Genomic DNA, 21,458 nt, shown 5'->3' on the forward strand with positions numbered 1-21,458 from the left:
CCTATGAAACATCACTCTGCAGAATGCTTATTTTCTTTATTTAACGTTTGTAACAAAAGTTTGATTTGCATATCAATATACTTATCTATCGTAAATTGTTTATGCAACATCCACCGTCTAAATCCCCACATATGACCTTGCACAAAAATATTATTTGCTAGTAATTCCGCTTCTTCTTCCACCAGTATATTGGGAACACAAGTCATAATGGCTTGCTTTAACATAAGCACCATTTCTCTTTCTTTTTGTAAAACGACATCCTTTACTTTTGTTTCTAATGATTTAACTTCCTGATATAAAATAATTACTTCCTCTTGCATTTCGTCCATTAACCGATAATACGATTCAATAATTGTCGTTAAGTTATGAACAGAGGGTTTTTTTAAATCGATTACTGTTCGAAGATGCTTATAGACATGATTATTTATCGCTTCATATACTAGGAATAGGACATCTTCTTTTGTACGAATATACTCATACAACGTGCCAATACTAAATCCAGATTCTTTCGCTATTTCCCTTGTTGTTGTACGATGAAAACCTTTTTGTTTAAATAGAGTGATAGCACTTTTAATAATTTGGCTTCTTCGTTTTTCGATTAATGTCGTATCTTTTACTGAGGAGAGTATCGGATCTGCGCACATGTTACCTATCCCCTTTCCCATCAAATTCTCCGTTTATTTCGTGATTAACCGACCGATAACAAGTCGTTGAATCTCATTTGTTCCTTCATAAATTTGGGTGATCTTAGCATCTCGCATATATCTTTCAACTGGATAATCTTTCGTATATCCGTAACCTCCAAAAATTTGCACCGCTTCAACCGTATGACGCATTGCCGCATCCCCTGCATATAATTTAGCCATGGCTGATGCTTTCCCATACTCTAACCCTTCACTTTCAAGCCAAGCAGCTTGATATGTTAATAGTCTAGCCGCTTCAATTTCTGTTGCCATATCGGCTAATTTGAATGAAATACCTTGATTGTGTGCAATCGGCTTACCAAATTGTTCTCGTTCTTTTGCATATTTTACAGATGCATCTAGTGCTCCTTGAGCGATTCCTACTGCTTGTGCAGCAATTCCACTTCTCCCACCATCAAGTGTTGTCATGGCAATTTTAAAGCCTTCACCTTCTTGACCGAGTAGGTTTTCTTGCGGTATACGGCAGTTTTCAAAAATTAATTCTGTTGTAGGAGATGAACGAATTCCTAGCTTTTTCTCTTTCTTACCGAATGAAAAACCTTCTGTCCCTTTTTCTACGATAAATGCTGAAATCCCCCGGTGTTTTGCGTCAGCATCGGTTTTGGCAAAAACGACATAAATATCAGCTACTTCACCGTTTGTAATCCATACTTTGTTACCATTTAAAATATAATGATCTTCCTCTTTTGTAGCCGTCATTTTCATCGATGCTACATCACTACCTGCTCCAGGCTCCGATAAAGCATAAGCTCCAAGTGCCGAGCCTTCTGCTAATCGTTTTAAGAAAGTCGTCTTCTGCATTTCATTCCCATATTTATAAATTGGCCAACTTGCAAGGGATACATGAGCTGATAAAGTTACTCCAGTTGATGCACAAACCCGTGATAATTCTTCTACAGCAATGACATAACTTAGATAATCTGCTCCAATACCGCCATATTCTTCTGCCCACGGAATCCCTGTTAAACCCAGTTCAGCCATTTGATCAAAAATTTCTCGATCAAATCGCTCTTCTTCATCTCGTTCTGCTGCTGTCGGTTCAACTTCATTTAATGAAAAATCCCTTACCATTTTTTGTAACATTTTCTGTTCATCTGTTAATTGGAAATGCATGTATATGATCCTCCTTTAATTTACCGATTATTTTAGTAGGTTTTTTGAAATGACCATTCGCTGGATTTCATTTGTCCCTTCATATATTTCCGTTACTTTTGCATCTCTGAAATATCTTTCTACTGGATAATCTTCGGTGTACCCATAACCACCTAAAATTTGTACAGCTTCAATGGAAACTTTCCTAGCTGTTTGGGCAGCAAATAGCTTTGCCATCGATACTTCTTTTGTACAAGATTTATCTCTTTCAATTAGTGAAGCAGCACGATAAACGAGTAATTTTGCAGCTTCCACTTCTGTTGCCATATCGGCTAGTTTAAAAGTAATCCCTTGATGCTGTGAGATCGGTCTGCCAAATTGCTCTCTTTCTTTCGCATAGACACTTGCATGTTCTAAAGCTCCTTCCGCAATACCTAAAGCTTGGGCGGCGATTCCTATTCTACCAATATTTAAATTGGCCATTGCAATCGCAAATCCTTCTCCTTCTTTTCCAAGCAATTGGTCTTGATGAACTTTACACTGATCAAAACTTAACGATACTGTACTTGAGCCATGTAATCCCATTTTTCTCTCACTTTTTCCGATTGTAAATCCAGGGGTGTCTTTTTCAATAATAAATGCGCTAATCCCTTTCGATCGACCTAAATCACTCGTTCTAGCAAAGGTAATAAAGGTATCGGCTTCTTTTCCATTTGTAATGAATATTTTTGAGCCATTTAAAAGATAATAATCACCTTGTTTTGTTGCCTTCATTTTTAGATTCGCTGCATCTGAACCAGCATGTGGTTCGGTGAGAGCGAATGCACCTAAATATTGTCCTCTTGCTAATTTTGGTACGTAACGCTTCTTTTGTTCGTCATTACCAAAATATAAAATTGGATTCGTTCCAACCGAAGTATGCACAGATAAAATAACTCCAATTGTTGCACTAATCTTTGATATTTCTTGTATAGCAATAATATATGATGTGTAATCCATTCCACTTCCACCGTATGTCTCTGGAATAGGAATGCCCATTAAGCCTAGCTCACCCATTTTTTTTATTATTTCAGTTGGGAAATGATGTTGCTTATCCATTTGTATTACTTGTTTTTTTATTTCTTGTTGGGCAAATTCTCGAACCATCGTTTGCATCATTTTTTGTTCATCAGTTAAATGGATATTCATAACAAGCGTCCTCACTTTCTTCCATGAGTATTCATTTTTTAGTCATACGTATAAAATCCTCGCCCTGTCTTTTTCCCGTACCAACCCGCTTGCACATATTGGCGTAATAATGGACAAGGTCGATATTTACTGTCTCCAAATCCGTCATGCAACACCTCCATAATATACAAACATGTATCTAATCCAATAAAATCAGCTAACGTAAGTGGTCCCATTGGATGATTCATACCTAGTTTCATTACTGTATCGACATCTTCAATGGTTGCAACTCCTTCATAAACGGTATAAATTGCTTCGTTTATCATTGGCATTAAAATACGGTTTGCAACAAAACCCGGAAAATCATTGACCTGGACAGATGTTTTGTATAATTTTTTGGTCACTTCTGCAATGGTTTCATATGTTTCTTCATCTGTCTGGATAGCTCGAATGATTTCGACTAATTTCATCACAGGGACTGGGTTCATGAAATGCATCCCAATTACTTTTTCCGGACGATTTGTAACAGATGCGATATCAGTAATCGGCAGGGAAGACGTGTTCGTAGCAAGTATCGCATCGGCTGGTGCGATCTTGTCTAACTCCGTAAAAATCTCCTTTTTCACATCGATATTTTCAATAACCGCTTCAACGACGAGATCGGTATTTCTAGCATCTTGCAAGTCCGTTGAAAGAGTGATACGGCTCAAAATTGCCTCTTTATTTTCTTCTGTTATTCTTTCTTTTTCTACCGCTCGCAGTAAAAGCTTTTGAATCGAATTGATTCCACGGTCAACTGCCGACTCATTCATATCATGTAAAATCACCCTGAAACCTGATTGGGCAAATACTTGAGCGATGCCTGAACCCATTTGTCCAGCACCGATAACGAAAACATTTTGGATATCCATATACTAACGCTCCTTCGTTTACTGTTTTGGTACCTCTATTAAAATAGCATCTCCTTGCCCACCACCACTACAAATAGCAGCAACTCCTAATCCACCACCACGACGTTTTAACTCATGAATTAATGTTAAAACAATTCGTGCTCCACTTGCTCCAATTGGATGACCTAAGGCAACGGCACCACCATTTACATTTACTTTTTCAGGATCTAAATTAGCAATTTTCACACTCGCTAAGGATACTGCTGCAAATGCTTCATTAATTTCAAATAAATCTATTTCATCTTTCGTTTTTCCAGCCTTATCGAGTAACTTATTAATCACGACCCCTGGCGTTTGAGGAAAATTTTCTGCCTCCACAGCGACAGCAGTATGAGCAATAATCGTTGCAAGTGGTGTCTTCCCGAGTTCTTCTGCTTTTGTATCAGACATAACGACAAACGCACAAGCCCCATCATTTATTCCAGGTGCATTACCTGCAGTAATGGTACCATCTGAGCCAAATACTGGCCGTAATTTAGCTAATCGCTCAATAGATGTATCTTTTCTCGGTGCTTCATCCTTCTCTACTAAAATAGCATCCCCTTTTCGTTGCAGTACTTCTACGGGAACAATCTCATCAGCAAATTTGCCTTCCTCCATTGCCTTTGTTGCTCGTTCATGACTACGGTAAGACCATTCATCTTGCTGTTCTCGATTAAGTTCAAATTTTTCCGCCGTACTATTTCCATATGTGCCCATATGGACTCCTTTAAATGAACATGTTAGCCCATCATGAACCATCATATCGACAACATTTCGATCACCCATTCGATAACCCCAACGTGCATCTGGCAAAATATATGGAGCATTACTCATACTTTCCATTCCACCAGCAACGATTACTTCTTCGTCTCCTAAGCGGATCAGTTGATCAGCCAAGGTTAAACTTCTAAGTCCTGATGCGCAAACTTTATTAATCGTTTCTGTTTTCACATTCCACGGAATACCTGCTTCTCTCGCCGCTTGTCTTGAAGGGATTTGGCCTTGCCCACCTTGGAGGACATTTCCGATAATTACTTCATCAATTACATCTTCATTTATTTCCGCTCTATCAATTGCCGCACGAATTGCTTTCCCGCCGAGTTGTGAAGCTGTCAGTGATTTTAAACTTCCCCCAAACCTCCCAAATGGTGTTCGTGCCCCTGAAACAATGACTGTTTTTAGCATAAGAACATCTCCTTTTTATATTTTACACTGATGACAAATATTGTTATTTACTATTATATATGATACCGCTTTCTTTTGTCGAGCGAACGCTCAATCAAAATTATCTTATGCAAAAGTAATCTCGTATGCGTCTTTTATGGAGCATCTTCGTGATTATATGGTGATTCTCGGTAGGGATGGAGATCCCTCGTGTTTTGGTGGCACACCTAGTGTCTTTTATCATAAAAATTTCATCAAAAAAGAGGTCATAAAGACCCCTTTTCAAATGATCTATGCTGTTTTTACTGCCTCTTCTGCAAAAACGGATAGAGCTAAAATTTCTGCTACATCCATTGTTCCAATTTCTTGATCCACGTCTTTCGCTTTCGTTCCATCACTAAGCATTGTTAAACAAAACGGACAGGCGCTACTAATCATCGTCGGTTTCACTTCTAAGGCTTGCTCTGTTCGTGCAACATTAATTCGATTCCCTGTCGTCTCTTCTGTCCACATTAATCCCCCACCTGCTCCACAACACATTCCATTATCCCGAGTTCGTACCATTTCTACTAATTCGAGCCCTGGAATTGCTCTTAAAATTTCACGTGGTGGATCGTATACACCATTATATCTTCCCAAATAACAAGAATCATGGTATGTCAATCGATGTTCGATTCGACCTGTCGGTTTGAGTTTTCCATCCATTACTAAATCGTATAACATTTGTGTATGGTGAATGACTTCTGCTTTAAATCCAAGATCAGGGTATTCATTTTTAAAAATATTATATGCATGAGGATCAATCGTTACAATTTTTGTCACGCCATTTTTCTCAAATTCTTTTATATTTTTCTCCGCAATTTCTTGGAATAAAAATTCATTGCCAATTCGGCGTGCGGTATCGCCAGAATTTGCTTCTTTATTGCCTAAAATTGCAAAACTAATTCCCGCTTTATTCATTAACTTTGCAAAAGCGATGGCGATTTTTTGGCTGCGACTATCGTAAGCCCCCATTGAGCTTACCCAATATAAATATTCGAATTCTTGCTTTTCTTTTTTAAGTTCTCTTACTGTTGGAATATATGCTTCTTCATCTAATTCTCGCCATTTAATACGGTCTTTTTTCGAAAGACCCCAAGGGTTTCCTTGTCGTTCGATATTCATCACTGCTCGTTGTGCTTCTGGATCCATCTTTCCTTCTGTCATGACCAAATAACGACGCATATCGATAATTTGCCCGACATGTTCATTCATTACTGGACAAGCATCCTCACAATTTCGACATGTAGTACAACCTGCAAGTTCCTCTTCTGTAATCACATCACCAATCATACTTATTTGCTCCATCGTAGCTGCTGCCTCTTCACGCCCCATATGCGCAAATTTATTCGGTCCTTTCTTTGCAAATGCGTATGTTGGAACCCAAGGCGACTTACCAGTAATTGCAGCCCCTTTATCATTTAAATGATCACGTAATTTGATCATAATGTCCATCGGTGATAACATTTTTCCAGTCGTCGCAGCAGGACAAACACTTGTACAACGGCCACATTCTACACAAGCATAGAAATCTAACATTTGTTGTCGGTCAAAATCCTCCACTTTCCCGACTCCAAACGAAATTTCTTCTTCATCTGCCTCTTCATCAAAATCAAAATTTAACGTTTTTAATTTACCTGGAACACGCTTACTTAAAAATACATTTACTGGTGCAGCAATTAAATGTGCATGTTTAGATTGTGGAATATAGACTAAAAACGCTAAAATGGTAACCGTATGAATCCACCAAGAAATGAAAAACAATACCATTGCAGCTGATGGTGAAAGCCAACCAAATAAGATAGCGATGGAGCTTGCAACGGGTTCAGTCCACGTGGCAGCCGTACCTTCCCAAATTTGGAGCATACCATTTCCGAATAAAACAGATAACATTAATGTTCCAATAAAAATTAAAACGAGTCCAGCGTAAAAACCTCTTTTTAGTCGAACCAATTTTTCAATATAGCGACGATAAAACGCCCAAACGACCGCTACTAAAATAATGAATGTCACAATTTCTTGAAAAAATGTAAACCCCGGGTAAAACATTCCAAAAGGTAAATGGTTTCCAGGTGCCAGTCCTTTAATAAACATATCAATAGCGCCGAACTGCACTAATATGAATCCATAAAACATCATGACATGAATAATTCCAGACTTTTTATCTTTCATTAACTTTGATTGCCCAAAGACGATGACACCAATATCTCGCATTCGCTCTTTTAAAGCAAGATCAAAATCTGTCTCTTTACCTAATTTCATATACGCGATACGTGTCATAACTGCTTTAAAAAATAAAAATAGACCATACGCAGTAACAGCAATAAATGCAATAAGGTTAATAAGTAGAAAAGTATCCACCTGCTCTCCTCCTTAAATATTGATAGACTGATAACGTTTTCACATTTTCTTTATCTAATAATGACAGTCTCCAAAGATTCATAATAAGTTACTTTAGTCTATCTTAAAACATGAATGATCATTCAGTCAACTTAATTGGTTACACTTTTGTTAAAAGAAGTCGCTTTACAATTTAAATCATTGGAAAGCGACCGTCCTATTTTCAGTCTTTTTACATTTTTTCTGGAGCGTTAACCCCTATTATGTTAAGAGCATTTGCAATCGTAATTTGAACAGCCTTCATTAAAGCAATTCGTGCTTTTGTTAAAGATAGATCATCTTCATTAATCACTTTTTCAGCGTTATAAAAGCTATGAAGTAAAGAAGCAAGTTCATGAACATATTGTGTCACACGATATGGTGCTTCTCTTTCTGCAGCATCAGCAATAACTTTAGGAAATATTGCTAACTGTTTAAATAAGTCCACTTCTTTTTCCGTCGTCAGTAACGTTACATCAAAATCATTATCGATCTTTATTCCTTTTGTCGCAGCCTGTTCTAACATCGTACAAATCCGAGCATGTGCATATTGAACATAGAATACTGGATTTTCATTTGATTCTGAACGGGCTAAATCCAGATCAAAATCAAGTTTAGAGTCATTAGAGCGCATCGTAAAGAAATAACGGACTGCATCTACTCCAACGTCTTCCATCAAATCTCTTAGAGCGACTGCCTTACCAGTTCGTTTACTCATACGAACAATTTCTCCGTCTTCAAGAACGTTTACCATCTGGATGATACTCACACTAAATTTCTCAGCCGGGTAACCTAGTGCTTGAATTGCCGCTCCCATTCTAGCTACATACCCGTGATGATCTGCTCCCCAAACATTAATAATTTTATCAAAGCCACGATCTAATTTATCTTTATGATAAGCAATATCTGGTGTTAAGTACGTATAACTGCCATCTTTTTTAATGAGCACACGGTCTTTATCATCGCCAAACGCGGTTGATTTAAACCATGTCGCCCCATCTTTTTCATATATATACCCTTTTTCTTGTAAAGTGTGTAATGCCTCTGTAATTTTATTATTTTCATATAACGACATCTCGGAAAACCAATGATCAAACCGAACACCAAATTCATCTAAATCATGTTTAATTTTATTTAATTCATATGTTAATCCGTATTCCCGAAAAAAGGCAAGACGGGTTTTGCGCTCCTTTTCGTTCCAAGATTCGCCATATTCTTCTGCGAGTTCCTTGCCAATTTCAACAATATCTTGTCCGTAATACCCATCTTCCGGCATTGCCGCTTCTTTTCCAAGTGCTTCTAAATAACGTGTTTCAATCGAAACGGCTAGTTGATCAATTTGATTCCCTGCATCATTAATATAATACTCTCTTTCTACTTCATACCCAGCTGTCTCAAAAATATTGCATAACGTATCCCCAAAAGCTGCTCCACGTGCATGCCCTAAATGGAGATCTCCTGTCGGATTAACAGATACGAACTCTACTTGAACACGTTTGTTATTGCCGATGGAGGAGTTTCCGTAGTTTTCTTTTTGCTCTAAAATAGTTGTAATAATACTACTCAAAAAATCTTGTTTCATAAAAAAGTTAATGAAACCAGGTCCTGCAATATCAACTTTATTTATATTCGCCTTTTCTTTGTTAAGATACTCTACTAATTGTTCAGCGATTTGTCGTGGAGGCTTCTTTGCAATTCTTGCTAATTGCATGGCGATATTCGTCGCAAAGTCACCATGCTGTTTCTCTTTCGGCTTTTCTAATACAATAGCCGGAATTTCCTCTTTAGTTGCTAAATTAGCATTAGTAATTGCATTTGCTATTTCCTCTTGTAATGTTTTTTCAATTTCAACTAACACATTCATTCTTTTTCTCCTCCATAAATGAGTGTTAAATGGTGATAACGTTTCTCTTGCCCATTTAATTTGGTTTCATATTCAATGACAACTTTTCCTTCACGATCTTCTTGTAATATTTGATGTTGAATCGATAACGTGTCGACTTCTAAGTGGAATGCACCATAAGGATGTCTATAATAACATTCCGTCACTTTTCCTTCAATAAACTGCTGATTCATCGTTATATGTCCTGATCGCTTCATATTCACTTTATTAGGTTGAATAGTAATTAAATTATTCACTTCGCCAAAATCAGTTTTATCTATAAACGTAACTACTTCGATATGATCCTTTTTCATATATTTGCCTATTTGTTTAATGATGGATAGTTCCTTGTCTCCTTGATCATCAATAACAGTCCGTAATTCTACTTGAATGTTTTTCTTCACGAGCTTCATTTATTTCCCTCAATTATAAATATCATATCCATATTATAACGATATTTATGAGGTTTTACCATTACGAAAGAGTATGTACCGATTCTCTTTTTCGACTTTTAGTTTATTTTCATCAAAAATTTACCATAATGGACAATAGTATCTTACAAAAATGAGGACTAATATGATGAGAAAAGTATTGTTTTTAATAAAACTGTTCATAAGTTCAATAATATTTGGTCTTTTTTGTCTTGGAATTGTTCTATTAACAAGTTATTTACTAGGACCACCCGATATTTCTACTGATTTTATGACCGTCTTATATGATGGAAACGGCGAAAAAATTGAAAATGAAAATAATGAAAATAAATATGTCGAACTTGATCAAATATCACCATATTTAATTGATGCGACCATTCTTGCTGAAGATAAGCATTTTTATGAACACCACGGGTTTGACTTCCGCGGAATACTACGGGCTGTAATTAAAAACATCCAATCTTCACGGTTAAAAGAAGGGGCAAGTACCATTACACAGCAATATGCACGAAACTTGTATTTAACACACGAAAAAACGTGGATTCGTAAACTAAAAGAAGCCTTTTACACGATTCGACTAGAAATGTTTTATTCAAAAGATGAAATATTAACAGGGTATTTAAACTCGATTTACTACGGTCACGGTGCTTACGGTATTGAATCAGCTAGTCATGTCTATTTCGACAAGTCTGTGTCTGATTTAACAATTGCGGAAGCTGCCATGCTTGCAGGCATTCCGAAAGGACCAACATATTATTCGCCATTCAATAACGAAGAAAATGCATTCAATCGGCAACAATTTATTTTAACATTGTTAGTAGACGAACAAATAATTACAGAGGCTGACTATTATACTGCCAAACAAGAAAAACTTGAATTTTCTGAACCACATATTGTTGCCAATACTTTTGCAGCTTATTTCGAGGATGTTGTTTTAAAAGAAGCACAACAAATTTTACATGGAGAAGAGGAGTCCATCCTTACAGGTGGGTATAAAATATACACAACATTAGATAGTGATTTACAAAGAGAAACCGAAAATAGTATTAAGAAACAAGTAGATGATTCAAGCAATATTGAAATTGGCGTCATTAGCATGGAACCAGAGAGCGGCGCAATTCTTAGTTTAGTAGGTGGACGTGAATATAAAACGAGTACATTTAATCGGGCAATCGATGCCAAAAGAATGGTCGGCTCTTCTTTTAAACCTTTTTTATATTATGCCGCTTTAGAAAACGGATACACTCCTACAACGATGTTATTAAGTGAACCGACTTCGTTTGTTCTTGAAGATGAACATGTTTATAATCCAAGTAATTATAATGGGTACTATGCGTATAAGCCTATTTCTTTAGCACAGGCGATTGCCTTATCTGACAATATATATGCGGTAAAAACTAATTTATTTCTCCATCCAAAGGAAGTAATTGCAACAACAAGGAAGTTCGGGATCACGAGTGATTTGCCGAATGTTCCTTCTTTAGCACTAGGGAGTGCCTCTATTTCATTAGTTGAAATGGTCAATGCATACGGAGTGTTAGCAAACGGTGGCAATGAAGTAGAACATTATACCATTGAAAAAATGATCAATCAACAAGGTAAAGTCATCTATGAAAGGAATGAAACAGAAGAAAAACAAGTTTTAGATCCGAATAAAACATTTATACTTACTCATTTAATGACTGGAATGTTTGATAGAAGATTAAATGGATATATGGAGGTAACAGGTTCATCCATCATCGATAAACTTAGCCACTCCTATGCAGGAAAATCTGGTACAACAGATACAGATAATTGGATGATTGGCTTTAGCCCCTCCATTGTTACAGGGGTTTGGACTGGATATGACAACAATGAACCAATCCAGAAGATGGATGAAAAAGCAATTGCTAAAAATGTATGGGCTGATGCGATCGAAGCCGCGCATGACCCTAATGATGACACGATAAAGTTTCATGTTCCTAAAGGAGTTGTAAAAAAAACAATTGATCCGGAGACAGGTTTACTAGCGACGACAGATTGCGATATTAGTGTAGCAATGTACTTTGAAAAAGGAACAGAGCCAACACAATATTGTACTGATCATTTACCAGAGAACGAGGATGGGACATCGGAAGAGGAAAGCGACGACTTTTTAAAAAAATTATTTGAGTTGTTTAGATGAAACAAAGGAGAATTTCACTTATAGGGAGTGAAGGCAAAATCTCCTTCGTTTAATTAAGATATAATTAATTTCTTAACTTTCGCACCAATAAAATGAGATCAAACAGTCCGCTTGATCAAGCTGGAATGCTTCCAATTATATCCTTGATAACCTTGGTATCATAAACTGTTTTCAAAGGATGAGGGATGCGAATACTTCTCCTACTAAATAGACCTGTTGCTTGTTACACATAATCCATAAACTGTGCATTTTTGTTTTGGACTCTACATTTTTGGCTGGAATGTGCATTCCTGTTTTGAACTCTGCATTTTTTCGCTGGAACTATGCATTCCTATTTTGAACCCTGCATTTTTTCGCTGGAGCTGTGCATTCCTATTTTGAACCCCGCATTTTTTCGCTGGAAATGTGCATTCCTATTTTGAACCCTGCATTTTTTCGCTGGAGCTGTGCATTCCTATTTTGAACCCTGCATTTTTTGCTGGAACTATGCATTCCTATTTTGAACCCTGCATTTTTTGCTGGAGCTGTGCATTCCTATTTTGAACCCCGCATTTTTTGCTGGAACTGTGCATTCCTATTTTGAACCCTGCATTTTTTGCTGGAAATGCGCATTATTGTACTGAACTCTACATTTTTCGTTGGAAATGTGCATTATTGTACTGAACTCTGCATTTTGCTTCTGACTTTCCTTAGCGAAGGGTGAAAGCGAGGACGGAGACCCCGAAACGAGTGAGGCGGGTTAAGGTCGCAACGTCCTTTCGCAACACCCGAACTAGCACGTTCTAGGACTGCGATTACTCGTCGCAATAAACATTGTGCGTTAGAGGCTTAGCAGCCGCCCACGGAAAAAAAGACACTGTGAAAGTGACCAAAGGGAGCTTGAAAAGATGTCGCGCTATTGACTGTAGTGAAAGCGTAGTGCATTTCCGTAGCGGTTGGCTAAAATGTTAATGCGCAGTTTATTTCAATTGTGTGTTAATAGCGACAAACGTAAGAAAAGAGCTAGTGGAGTCTAGATGTATACAAACTGCTTAGATCCGAAGTCAACTTGAGCACTGTATCTTCATCCCACTTAATTCTATGATGGCTTTTTATCAATGTCACTCTGCGAAAGTTGAGTTAATCATTATTATACAGTCGGTATGTTTGATTGATTAGCTGTTGTAGCAAGATATTGGCTAAGTAACTGGCACAAAAGTATTATTCCTTCTTCTAGTAATTGATCTTCTACTGAGGAAAAACATATACGCATATGATTCGTTTCAGGTTCTCCTGGGTAACAAGCTGAACTAGGTAAAAAAGATAGCCCTAATTTATTTGCTTCGATAAAGATTTCATCTGTATGATAAAAAGGAGGAAGCGTTAGCCAAATATTGAGTCCTCCTTGACAAGTATTCCAATGAACCCCGTCTGGAGCATATTGATTAAGCAATGAAACTACATGGTCCCTTCTAATCTTCAAAGTAATTCTAAGCTTCTGCAAATGACTTTTCATTTTGTTTGATTTAATAAAAGATAAGATAGCTTTTTGAGTTACTAAAGGACTTCCCAGATCAGCCATCGTTTTAGCTGAAAGTAATCGATTATAGATCGTGCCAGACGCAGCCACTACACCGATACGGCATCCAGGTGATAAAGTTTTACTAAAACCTTTTAAATAGATTACATGCCCTTCCTCGTCCATACTTTTAAGGGGCAGTGGAGGTTTGCTGTCAAAATATAGCTCACTCAATGAATCATCCTCAACAATGATAGCGCCGTGCATCTGGGCATACGTAAGTAACTTAGATCTTCTTTTATTGCTAAGTACAGTTCCTGTTGGATTTTGAAAAGAAGGAATTGTATAAATCAATTTTGGTTTTTTGTCTATTTTAGAAAGAAGTTCTACTTTCATTCCTTCTTCATCAACAGGAATCGGTATAATTGTTGCACCCCGTCCACGAAATACATCAATTGCTACTGCATAGGTAGGTCCTTCCGTAATTACGATATCTCCTGGGCCGATAAAACTGCGAGCAACTAGATCAATTCCTTGTTGAACACCATTTGTAATCAAAACTTCTGATGGAGCGAGTTTCAATTTAAATTGCTTTAAATAATTGGTTAGCTCTTTTCGAAATTGAAAATCTCCTTTAATATCTCCGTAAGTTGATAAAATCTGTGGATCGTCGGAAAGAACCTTTTTTATTTCTTGTTCAAGATGACGATTCGGAAGTAGTCCGGGATAAACTGTTGATTGAGAAAGTTGAATTCTTTCGTGTCTATTATTGAATCGAATAGACTGTGCCCTTGGTAAATAGTCTGAAATTGTTAATTGCCAGTTAAATGATGGTGACTGTTCTTCTAATCCTGAAAGTGCTTTATTTGTCTTTTTTTGGACAAACGTTCCCTTTCCCTGGATCCTTGTAATTAATCCTTCTTTTTCTAACGTTTCATATGCTTTATTGGCAGTCATCATACTAACGTTACATTTTTTAGCCAAATTTCTAATGGAAGGTAAGGGACTATTTTCCTTAAGAAGATTGGAGCGAATACGATCAGCAATATGATCATGAATTTGTTGACTAAGGGAAATATCAGATTTTCTATTTAATACAATTTTCATTATTCCACCCCCAAGTGTTATGCATACACCTTGACTGTTATAGCTATTATTATTGTAAAATATGATAAAACAATTATAACACATAACAGTAATGGAGTTATAGAGGGAATGGAGAGTAGAAAATGGTAGAAGAGAATGTGCAATCTCTACAAGAAATGAATAAAAAAGATTCTTTTGTCGCTGGTGTTCATGCTTGTCTTCCAACAATTTTAGGATATTTAAGTATTGGATTTGCAGCAGGAGTAGTTGAGAAAACGGCTGGGTTAAGTATTTTGGAAATCGCATTAATTTCTTTATTAATGTATGCAGGCTCTGGTCAATTTATTGCCGCAAGTATGATTGCCGCCTCTTATTCTCTCACGGCTATTGTCATGATGATTTTCTTTATTAATCTCAGGCATCTATTAATGAGTGCTTCGATGGTACCATATTTTAAAAATCTAACGGTAAAACAGAACATCCTAATTGGCTCTCAAATAACAGATGAAACTTTTGGAGTCGCAACAACTGAAATAAATAATAAAAATGTAAACCGCTATTATTGGATGCTTGGTTTAAATTTAGCTGCATATATAAATTGGGTTTTTGCTAATATCTTAGGTGGATTATTTGGAGAACTAATTTCAAACCCGAAAGCTCTTGGTATAGAATTTGCCTTACCCGCAATGTTTGCTGGGCTTCTTATTTTACAATTGATTAGTCGTGGCAAATTAAGAGTGGATTTCATCGTGATTGTTATTTCCGTTATCTTGGTCGCATTTATTCATTTAATTATTCCTGGTAGCTGGGTTGTAATTTTGGCAACGATCATAGCCACTACAGTTGGGATGTTGATTCAAAAATGGAAATAAACACATATATTTTATGGATCATTATTGGAACTGCAGTCGTTACTTTTATTCCAAGGGTTCTTCCCTTCATTATTTTAAGTCGATTAGACCTCCCGGAGTGGGTCTTAAAATGGCTTGAATACGTTCCTGTCGCTGTAATGGCTGCATTACTAGCTCAGGAAGTGCTGATATATGATAATGAACTTAGTTTTTCTTTTCAGAATTTAAAATTGTTGGCGATTGTCCCAACATTTATTACCGCCATCATTACTCGTAGCTTAATAGGAACCGTTTTAGTAGGAATCTTATCCATGCTGATCTTACAATATGTTTTTATATGAGTTATATCTTTAAAATAAATCATGCATCTACTTATCTGAGAAAAGATGAAGATCAAGCACCGAATATTGGCATCAGGAAAATTGAATTCTTTCTGAATACGTAAAGAAACCGACTCAAATAAGAGTCGGTTTCTTTAGTGTCCTAGCAATACATGATGTAGCCCATGTATATCTATATTACAAAGTCTAACCGTAAAGTACAAGACTTAACTATTATGTTGGTTATTTGTCACAAACTGTTCACTAATTACTCAATTGATCTTTTAATTCGTCTGAGGTGTTTTCCCACATATCTTCATTAAAATCTTGCAAAAAATGTTCAAGTAGTTTTTTCGATTTTTCATCCATATGCTCGACGACTACTTTTCCTTTTAATGATTTCTCCATATGTGTCACATGTTCAGGCATTGATTTATAGGCACGTTTATTCGGACGATCGACCCGTAACTCGCTAGCAGCTACTCCTGCATAATATGGCCCATTTTCTCCACGTTCAACTGTCACCCAAACGATCCAGTACAATAACCCATCTGGTACTTCATTTCGATCAGAGTAATAACGAACTCTCCGTTCAATATTACTACGAGCATGCATGGCATCCATATCAACGTATGCTTTGTTTTCATTTGGGTCGACAATAACAGATGACATATTTTCCAATGAAATAGAGCCCATCCCATAACCACCATGCCCATCTGTTGAATCATCTTTAATAATCGTGAACTGTTGTTTTTGCTTTTTATTTTTTTCCATTCAGTCAAGGCTCCTCCTCTCACATATTATTCTATAAGCTATTGTATCATATTCTAATGGTCACGAAAGTTTAACAACTTAAATATTTGCTCCTTGATCGCATGATCCTCAATTGACCTTATCTTTTCAATAGGAAAATATAGTTTATGATCTTCACGGGTTTTCCCTGTAATCGCATCAACAATGACAGAATGTGTAGATAATTCCTTTTCTTCTCCAGAAGGCATTTGAAGATAAATTGGTATTCGCCCTTCTCCAGAGCGATAAACATCATATGGGAGGTCGGATGAAGAATCAATGACTAAATAATAATTTGGATCAATCTGTACCATTTCAAAAAGTTCGCATAATCGGTCATATGTATCCCGTTCTATTTCATGATTAAATTCGACATATTTAAACAACTTTCGATCAATAAATCGGCTACATAAATCGTTTAAAATCGGGTCTGTTTCTTCTTTCCATCTTTGAAAGTAAAAGTAAACGGCAGGATCATCTAATTGTAAATAATCTTGTAATTCCACATCATTTTGAAATAGAGACAAGAGTAAAGTAGGCTCCATTTGAAATTTGTATCCATTTTCATATAAATATTTTGCTCGATGGAATATTTTTGTTAAAATAACTTCTGCACTTCTTGTTACAGGATGAAAATAAACTTGCCAATACATTTGATAGCGTGACATAATATAATCTTCCACAGCGTGCATTCCAGTTGATTTAATGACAATTTCATCTTTTGTTGGACGCATGACGCGTAATATTCTTTCCATATCAAACTGACCATAGCTTACTCCAGTATAGTAAGCATCGCGTAATAAATAATCCATTCGATCGGCATCAATTTGGCTTGAAATAATGCTTACGACGAGTTTATCTTCATATGTTTTATCTATTACTTTAGCAACCTTTTCGGGAAAACCATCCTCTACTTGGCGTAGAATGGTGTGTACATTCGTATGTTCTAAAATGATTCTTTGTGTAAATTGCTCATGATCCAATGAGAATACTTTCTCAAATGAATGGGAGAAAGGGCCATGTCCTAAATCATGTAATAAAGCGGCACATAAACAAACGAGTCGTTCGTCTTTATTCCAGTCTTCTCTATGTTCAATCTTTTTTATTATTCGTCGGACAATTTCATACACACCTAAAGAATGATTGAACCTACTATGCTCAGCCCCATGAAACGTTAAATACGTTGTTCCTAATTGTTTAATTCTTCTAAGACGTTGAAACTCAGGCGTGGCAATTAAATCCCAAATGACTTGGTCTTCCACACGAACATACCGGTGAACAGGGTCTTTAAACACTTTTACTTCATGTAATTGTTCATCTTTATATGCCAATATTATCAACCCGTTTCTTTTCATACTTTTCACTTAGAGTGCGTGTTCAAAAAGGTCGATAAAAAGACCGAGAAGTTCAAGGCGGCGTAGCTCCCGGGAACAGAGCGTATGTTTTTACATACGCGAGTACCAGAAAAGCAAGCCAACGTAGAAATTCGATGTGTCATTTTTGTTGGACTTTCTGAACATCCTCTTATATTATATAATAGTTTCAGAATAGTTTAAACAGCGTAATGATAAGGAGTTTATTCGTGAAAAATAATAATCAACTAATTAGTAAATCAACTATCCGTTTTATTGATCATTCAAATGACAAACTTATTTTTAATGTTCCCAATAACGCTTTAGCTTCTTTTGCAATCGATGATGCCATTGCTACAACGGTTGGAGAAAAAGTTGCACCTGTTACAGTGAGAATTTGGGTTCATGATCAAACAATCGTCCTTGGTATTCCGGATTCTAGACTTCCATATCTTGAAAGAGGATTACAATATATAAACGATAAGGGCTATCATGCAGTGATTCGAAACTCTGGAGGGCTTGCTGTTCTTTTAGATAAAAACGTACTTAATATGTCGCTTATTCTCCCGGGTGATCATCATCTTTCTATACATGATGGGTATCATTTGATGTATTATTTCATTCAAGAACTATTTAAAGAGGACACAAATGAGATTAAAGCATATGAAATAAAAGGATCCTATTGTCCAGGTGATTATGACCTTAGTATTAATGGGACGAAATTTGCTGGCATCTCACAGCGCCGAGTTCGACAGGGAATCGCCGTTCAAATATATATCGATATTGCAGGTAGTAGTTTTGCGCGTGCTTCGATCGTTAAAGATTTTTATCGCATTAGTAAACAGGATGAAGTAACAAAACATCATTACCCTGAGATTAATCCATCTGTAATGGGATCAATCAATGAATTGTTTCACAAAAATTATACGGTGGAACAGATAACTAGCAGGATAGAGCAATTGTTTATTGATAAAGGAAATGAGCTTGCTCCTAATCGATTATTGCAGCATGAACAAGAAATTTTCAACAAGCGTTTAGAGCAAATGTGGAAAAGAAATGAAAAAATAGCCGCTTTTAATCCATGAAGAGAAAAGGTCAAGAATTTCCATTCCTGACCTTGTTGTTTTTCCATTACAATAGACACTCAAATGAAGAATGTCCTTCATGCGAATCCTATACCTTTTTAATCATTACATCAAGTAAATGACCGTATTTGACCGGAATATCATGAATAAGTTTAAATGTTCCATATGAATAACGAGCGAACGTTCTCTCCGTCACCTATGTCGCATTGTAAATACTAGTGTTAATTATTTTTCCAGGAAGAAGAAATTTTCTATGCTTTCCATTTTTATTCGATCGTTTACATGTTCAAAGTAGTGAATTTATAATAAAGGGAAGGTAGTACAATACTTATCAAAACAAAAAAGCGTATTCCTATGAAAATGGTCGTTTTTTCATTTTACACCTATTTATTTACATACTATTATTATGCTAGTCTACTTAACATACAACTTTTTTTATACGTAAAAAAGGTTGCCCGTTAAGTAGACAACCTTTTCGTTTTACTCGACTTGTGCCGCTGTAATTAATGCCAATTTATACACATCTTCTTCACTACAACCACGAGATAGGTCATTTACTGGTTTGTTTAACCCTTGTAAAATTGGACCAACTGCTTCAAAGCCACCTAAACGCTCCGTAATTTTATAGCCGATATTTCCTGCTTCAAGACTTGGGAAAACAAAAACAGTCGCATCGCCTTTAATATCAGAATTTGGCGCTTTTTTTGCCGCCACACTTGGTACGAATGCTGTATCAAATTGGAATTCTCCATCGATTAAGAGAGATGCATCCTTTTCCTTGGCGATTTTTACCGCTTCTATGACACGTTCTGTTTCTGCAGACTTTGCAGATCCTTTTGTTGAAAAACTTAACATAGCAATCCGTGGGTCAACATCAAATAATGTTGCTGTTCGGGCGCTTTCAATTGCTATTTCAGCTAAGTCATCACTCGTTGGCGCAATATTAATCGCACAATCTGCAAACACATACTTTTCTTCGTCACGTACCATGATGAAGACACCAGAAGTTTTACTGACTCCTTCTTTCGTTTTAATAATTTGTAGAGCAGGACGAACTGTATCGGAAGTTGAATGTGCAGCACCACTTACTAACCCATCCGCCTTATTTAAGTGGACCAACATCGTACCAAAATAATTTTCATCTCTTAACACATGTTGGGCGTCTTCTTTTGACACTCTTCCATTTCTTCTTTCTATAAATGCATCTACCAATTCATCAAAATGTTCATAGGTGTTCGGATCAGTGATGTCACAACTATCAATATCAACGTTTAGCCTTTTCGCTAATTCATTCACTTCATTTACTTTTCCTATTAACACTGGTGCAACTAATTCCTCTTTTGCTAATCTACTAGCAGCAGTTAAAATTCTTTCATCTGTCGCTTCTGGAAATACAATTTTTTTGCGTGTTTTTTCCCGTAAACTTTGCTTTAATCCTGTAAATAAATCACTCATCCGTAATTCCCCCAATAATAAATAATAAAGACTTGCTAAGAATAATAATGCATTACCTGAATAATTAGATAAATCTCATTATAACAACGATACACGATAATTCAAGAATTCTTTGTGACATTATTTTCAAATGTCGAATTTCCTGCTTGAATTGTGGTATAGTATGGTTGTCTACAATCTTGTGAATGGAGGAAAATAATGATGGTTGAAGCAGTTGAAACTTTTGACGGATGGTATAGTTTACATGATTTACGCTCCATTGATTGGACTGCCTGGAAGTATGCAAAAGAAGAGGAACGCCAAAATGCAATAGCTGAATTTACCGAGCTACTTTCAAAATGGGAAGCAGTGGAAGAAAACAAGCAAGGTAGTCATGCTTTTTACAAAGTTGTCGGCCAAAAAGCAGACTTTATTTTTATGTTTCTTAGACCAACGATGGAAGAATTGAATGAACTTGAAACTGAATTAAATAAATCAAAATTTGCAGAGTTTCTAATACCTGCACATTCATATGTTTCCGTTGTAGAAATCTCTAGATATCAACCAGAAAAGCCAGGAGAAGATTTAGAAAATACTCCTTATATTCAAGGGCGTCTATATCCTACCCTTCCAAAATGGGACTATATGTCGTTTTACCCAATGGATCGAAGACGTGAAGGAAATGATAATTGGTATACGCTTGAAAAAGATGTACGGGGAAAATTGTTATATGAACATAGTAAAACAGGTAGAAAATATGCAGGGAAAATACAACAAGTAATCACTGGTTCAATTGGATTTGACGACTGGGAGTGGGGCGTTACATTGTTTGCACACGATGTCATCCAGTTAAAGAAAATTGTCTATGAAATGCGCTTTGATGAAGTAAGTTCACGTTACGGTGAATTTGGTGAATTTTTTGTCGGTACAATTATGAACAAAGAAGAACTAGCTAACTATTTAGCAGTATAGATTAATTAAATAGAGAGTAGGACATAAGTGTTTCAGTCCTAGAAAAATCCGAACGATGATGCAAATCTTCAATAAAAATTTGCATTCGTTCGGACTTTTTATTTGCTGCTGTTA

General features: G+C 36.4%; 17 protein-coding genes. 5 read left to right on the top strand and 12 right to left on the bottom strand.

Annotation, left to right across the window (positions count from 1 at the left end; all coding sequences use genetic code 11):
- Window positions 1–11: 11 nt before the first annotated feature.
- The 8 genes from DFR56_RS08440 to DFR56_RS08475 form a co-directional block, all read right to left on the bottom strand.
- Window positions 12–665 (bottom strand): TetR/AcrR family transcriptional regulator, encoded by a 654-nt coding sequence (locus DFR56_RS08440; protein ID WP_342353150.1) that lies wholly within the window; start codon window positions 663–665, stop codon window positions 12–14.
- Between the two features lie 12 nt (window positions 666–677).
- Entirely contained in the window at window positions 678–1,817 is a 1,140-nt protein-coding gene (locus DFR56_RS08445; RefSeq protein WP_110394998.1) for an acyl-CoA dehydrogenase, read from the bottom strand.
- 27 nt (window positions 1,818–1,844) lie between these two features.
- The gene (locus DFR56_RS08450) at window positions 1,845–2,984 is read right to left on the bottom strand and encodes an acyl-CoA dehydrogenase (protein ID WP_110394999.1); all 1,140 of its coding nucleotides are present in this window, start codon (window positions 2,982–2,984) and stop codon (window positions 1,845–1,847) included.
- A gap of 38 nt (window positions 2,985–3,022) precedes the next feature.
- Window positions 3,023–3,874: a 3-hydroxybutyryl-CoA dehydrogenase gene (locus DFR56_RS08455; RefSeq protein ID WP_110395000.1), complete on the bottom strand. Its 852-nt coding sequence runs from the start codon at window positions 3,872–3,874 to the stop codon at window positions 3,023–3,025.
- 18 nt (window positions 3,875–3,892) lie between these two features.
- The gene (locus DFR56_RS08460; protein WP_110395001.1) at window positions 3,893–5,080 is read right to left on the bottom strand and encodes an acetyl-CoA C-acetyltransferase; all 1,188 of its coding nucleotides are present in this window, start codon (window positions 5,078–5,080) and stop codon (window positions 3,893–3,895) included.
- 270 nt (window positions 5,081–5,350) lie between these two features.
- The gene (locus tag DFR56_RS08465; protein WP_110395002.1) at window positions 5,351–7,459 is read right to left on the bottom strand and encodes a (Fe-S)-binding protein; all 2,109 of its coding nucleotides are present in this window, start codon (window positions 7,457–7,459) and stop codon (window positions 5,351–5,353) included.
- A 211-nt stretch (window positions 7,460–7,670) separates the two neighbouring features.
- A complete protein-coding gene (gene argS / locus DFR56_RS08470) occupies window positions 7,671–9,341 on the bottom strand; it encodes an arginine--tRNA ligase (RefSeq protein ID WP_110395003.1) in 1,671 nt (556 codons plus the stop codon).
- Entirely contained in the window at window positions 9,338–9,772 is a 435-nt protein-coding gene (locus tag DFR56_RS08475; protein ID WP_110395004.1) for a YwiB family protein, read from the bottom strand. The genes argS and DFR56_RS08475 overlap by 4 nt, the downstream gene beginning before the upstream one ends.
- A gap of 163 nt (window positions 9,773–9,935) precedes the next feature.
- On the opposite strand from DFR56_RS08475, the gene DFR56_RS08480 reads away from it, so the two are divergent.
- Window positions 9,936–11,954, top strand: a complete 2,019-nt coding sequence (locus tag DFR56_RS08480; RefSeq protein ID WP_244916462.1) for a transglycosylase domain-containing protein — start codon at window positions 9,936–9,938, stop codon at window positions 11,952–11,954.
- 1,129 nt (window positions 11,955–13,083) lie between these two features.
- Here the strand turns inward: DFR56_RS08480 and pdxR are convergent.
- On the bottom strand, window positions 13,084–14,559 hold the full coding sequence (pdxR, locus tag DFR56_RS08485) for a MocR-like pyridoxine biosynthesis transcription factor PdxR (protein ID WP_110395006.1): 1,476 nt from the start codon (window positions 14,557–14,559) through the stop codon (window positions 13,084–13,086).
- 122 nt (window positions 14,560–14,681) lie between these two features.
- Here pdxR and DFR56_RS08490 point away from each other — a divergent pair, with 122 nt between their 5' ends.
- Both DFR56_RS08490 and DFR56_RS08495 read left to right on the top strand, forming a co-directional pair.
- On the top strand, window positions 14,682–15,410 hold the full coding sequence (locus DFR56_RS08490) for an AzlC family ABC transporter permease (protein WP_110395007.1): 729 nt from the start codon (window positions 14,682–14,684) through the stop codon (window positions 15,408–15,410).
- Entirely contained in the window at window positions 15,401–15,730 is a 330-nt protein-coding gene (locus DFR56_RS08495; protein WP_110395008.1) for an AzlD domain-containing protein, read from the top strand. Before DFR56_RS08490 ends, DFR56_RS08495 begins: the two co-directional genes overlap by 10 nt.
- A gap of 243 nt (window positions 15,731–15,973) precedes the next feature.
- Here the strand turns inward: DFR56_RS08495 and DFR56_RS08500 are convergent, their stop codons facing one another.
- Both DFR56_RS08500 and DFR56_RS08505 read right to left on the bottom strand, forming a co-directional pair.
- The gene (locus tag DFR56_RS08500) at window positions 15,974–16,483 is read right to left on the bottom strand and encodes a YwhD family protein (protein ID WP_110395009.1); all 510 of its coding nucleotides are present in this window, start codon (window positions 16,481–16,483) and stop codon (window positions 15,974–15,976) included.
- 53 nt (window positions 16,484–16,536) lie between these two features.
- Window positions 16,537–17,832, bottom strand: coding sequence for an HD domain-containing protein (locus DFR56_RS08505; RefSeq protein ID WP_110395010.1), 1,296 nt, complete (start codon window positions 17,830–17,832; stop codon window positions 16,537–16,539).
- Between the two features lie 251 nt (window positions 17,833–18,083).
- Here DFR56_RS08505 and DFR56_RS08510 point away from each other — a divergent pair, with 251 nt between their 5' ends.
- Complete coding sequence (locus DFR56_RS08510) at window positions 18,084–18,938, top strand: lipoate--protein ligase family protein (protein WP_110395011.1); 855 nt, start codon at window positions 18,084–18,086, stop codon at window positions 18,936–18,938.
- A 480-nt stretch (window positions 18,939–19,418) separates the two neighbouring features.
- On the opposite strand, the gene pta is transcribed toward DFR56_RS08510, so the two are convergent.
- Window positions 19,419–20,393, bottom strand: a complete 975-nt coding sequence (gene pta / locus DFR56_RS08515) for a phosphate acetyltransferase (protein ID WP_110395012.1) — start codon at window positions 20,391–20,393, stop codon at window positions 19,419–19,421.
- A gap of 201 nt (window positions 20,394–20,594) precedes the next feature.
- Here pta and hemQ point away from each other — a divergent pair, with 201 nt between their 5' ends.
- Window positions 20,595–21,344: a hydrogen peroxide-dependent heme synthase gene (gene hemQ / locus DFR56_RS08520; protein WP_110395169.1), complete on the top strand. Its 750-nt coding sequence runs from the start codon at window positions 20,595–20,597 to the stop codon at window positions 21,342–21,344.
- Window positions 21,345–21,458 lie beyond the last annotated feature (114 nt).

Origin of the sequence: Pseudogracilibacillus auburnensis (assembly GCF_003201975.1) — a bacterium.
GTDB classification, from domain to species: Bacteria; Bacillota; Bacilli; order Bacillales; family Amphibacillaceae; genus Pseudogracilibacillus; species Pseudogracilibacillus auburnensis.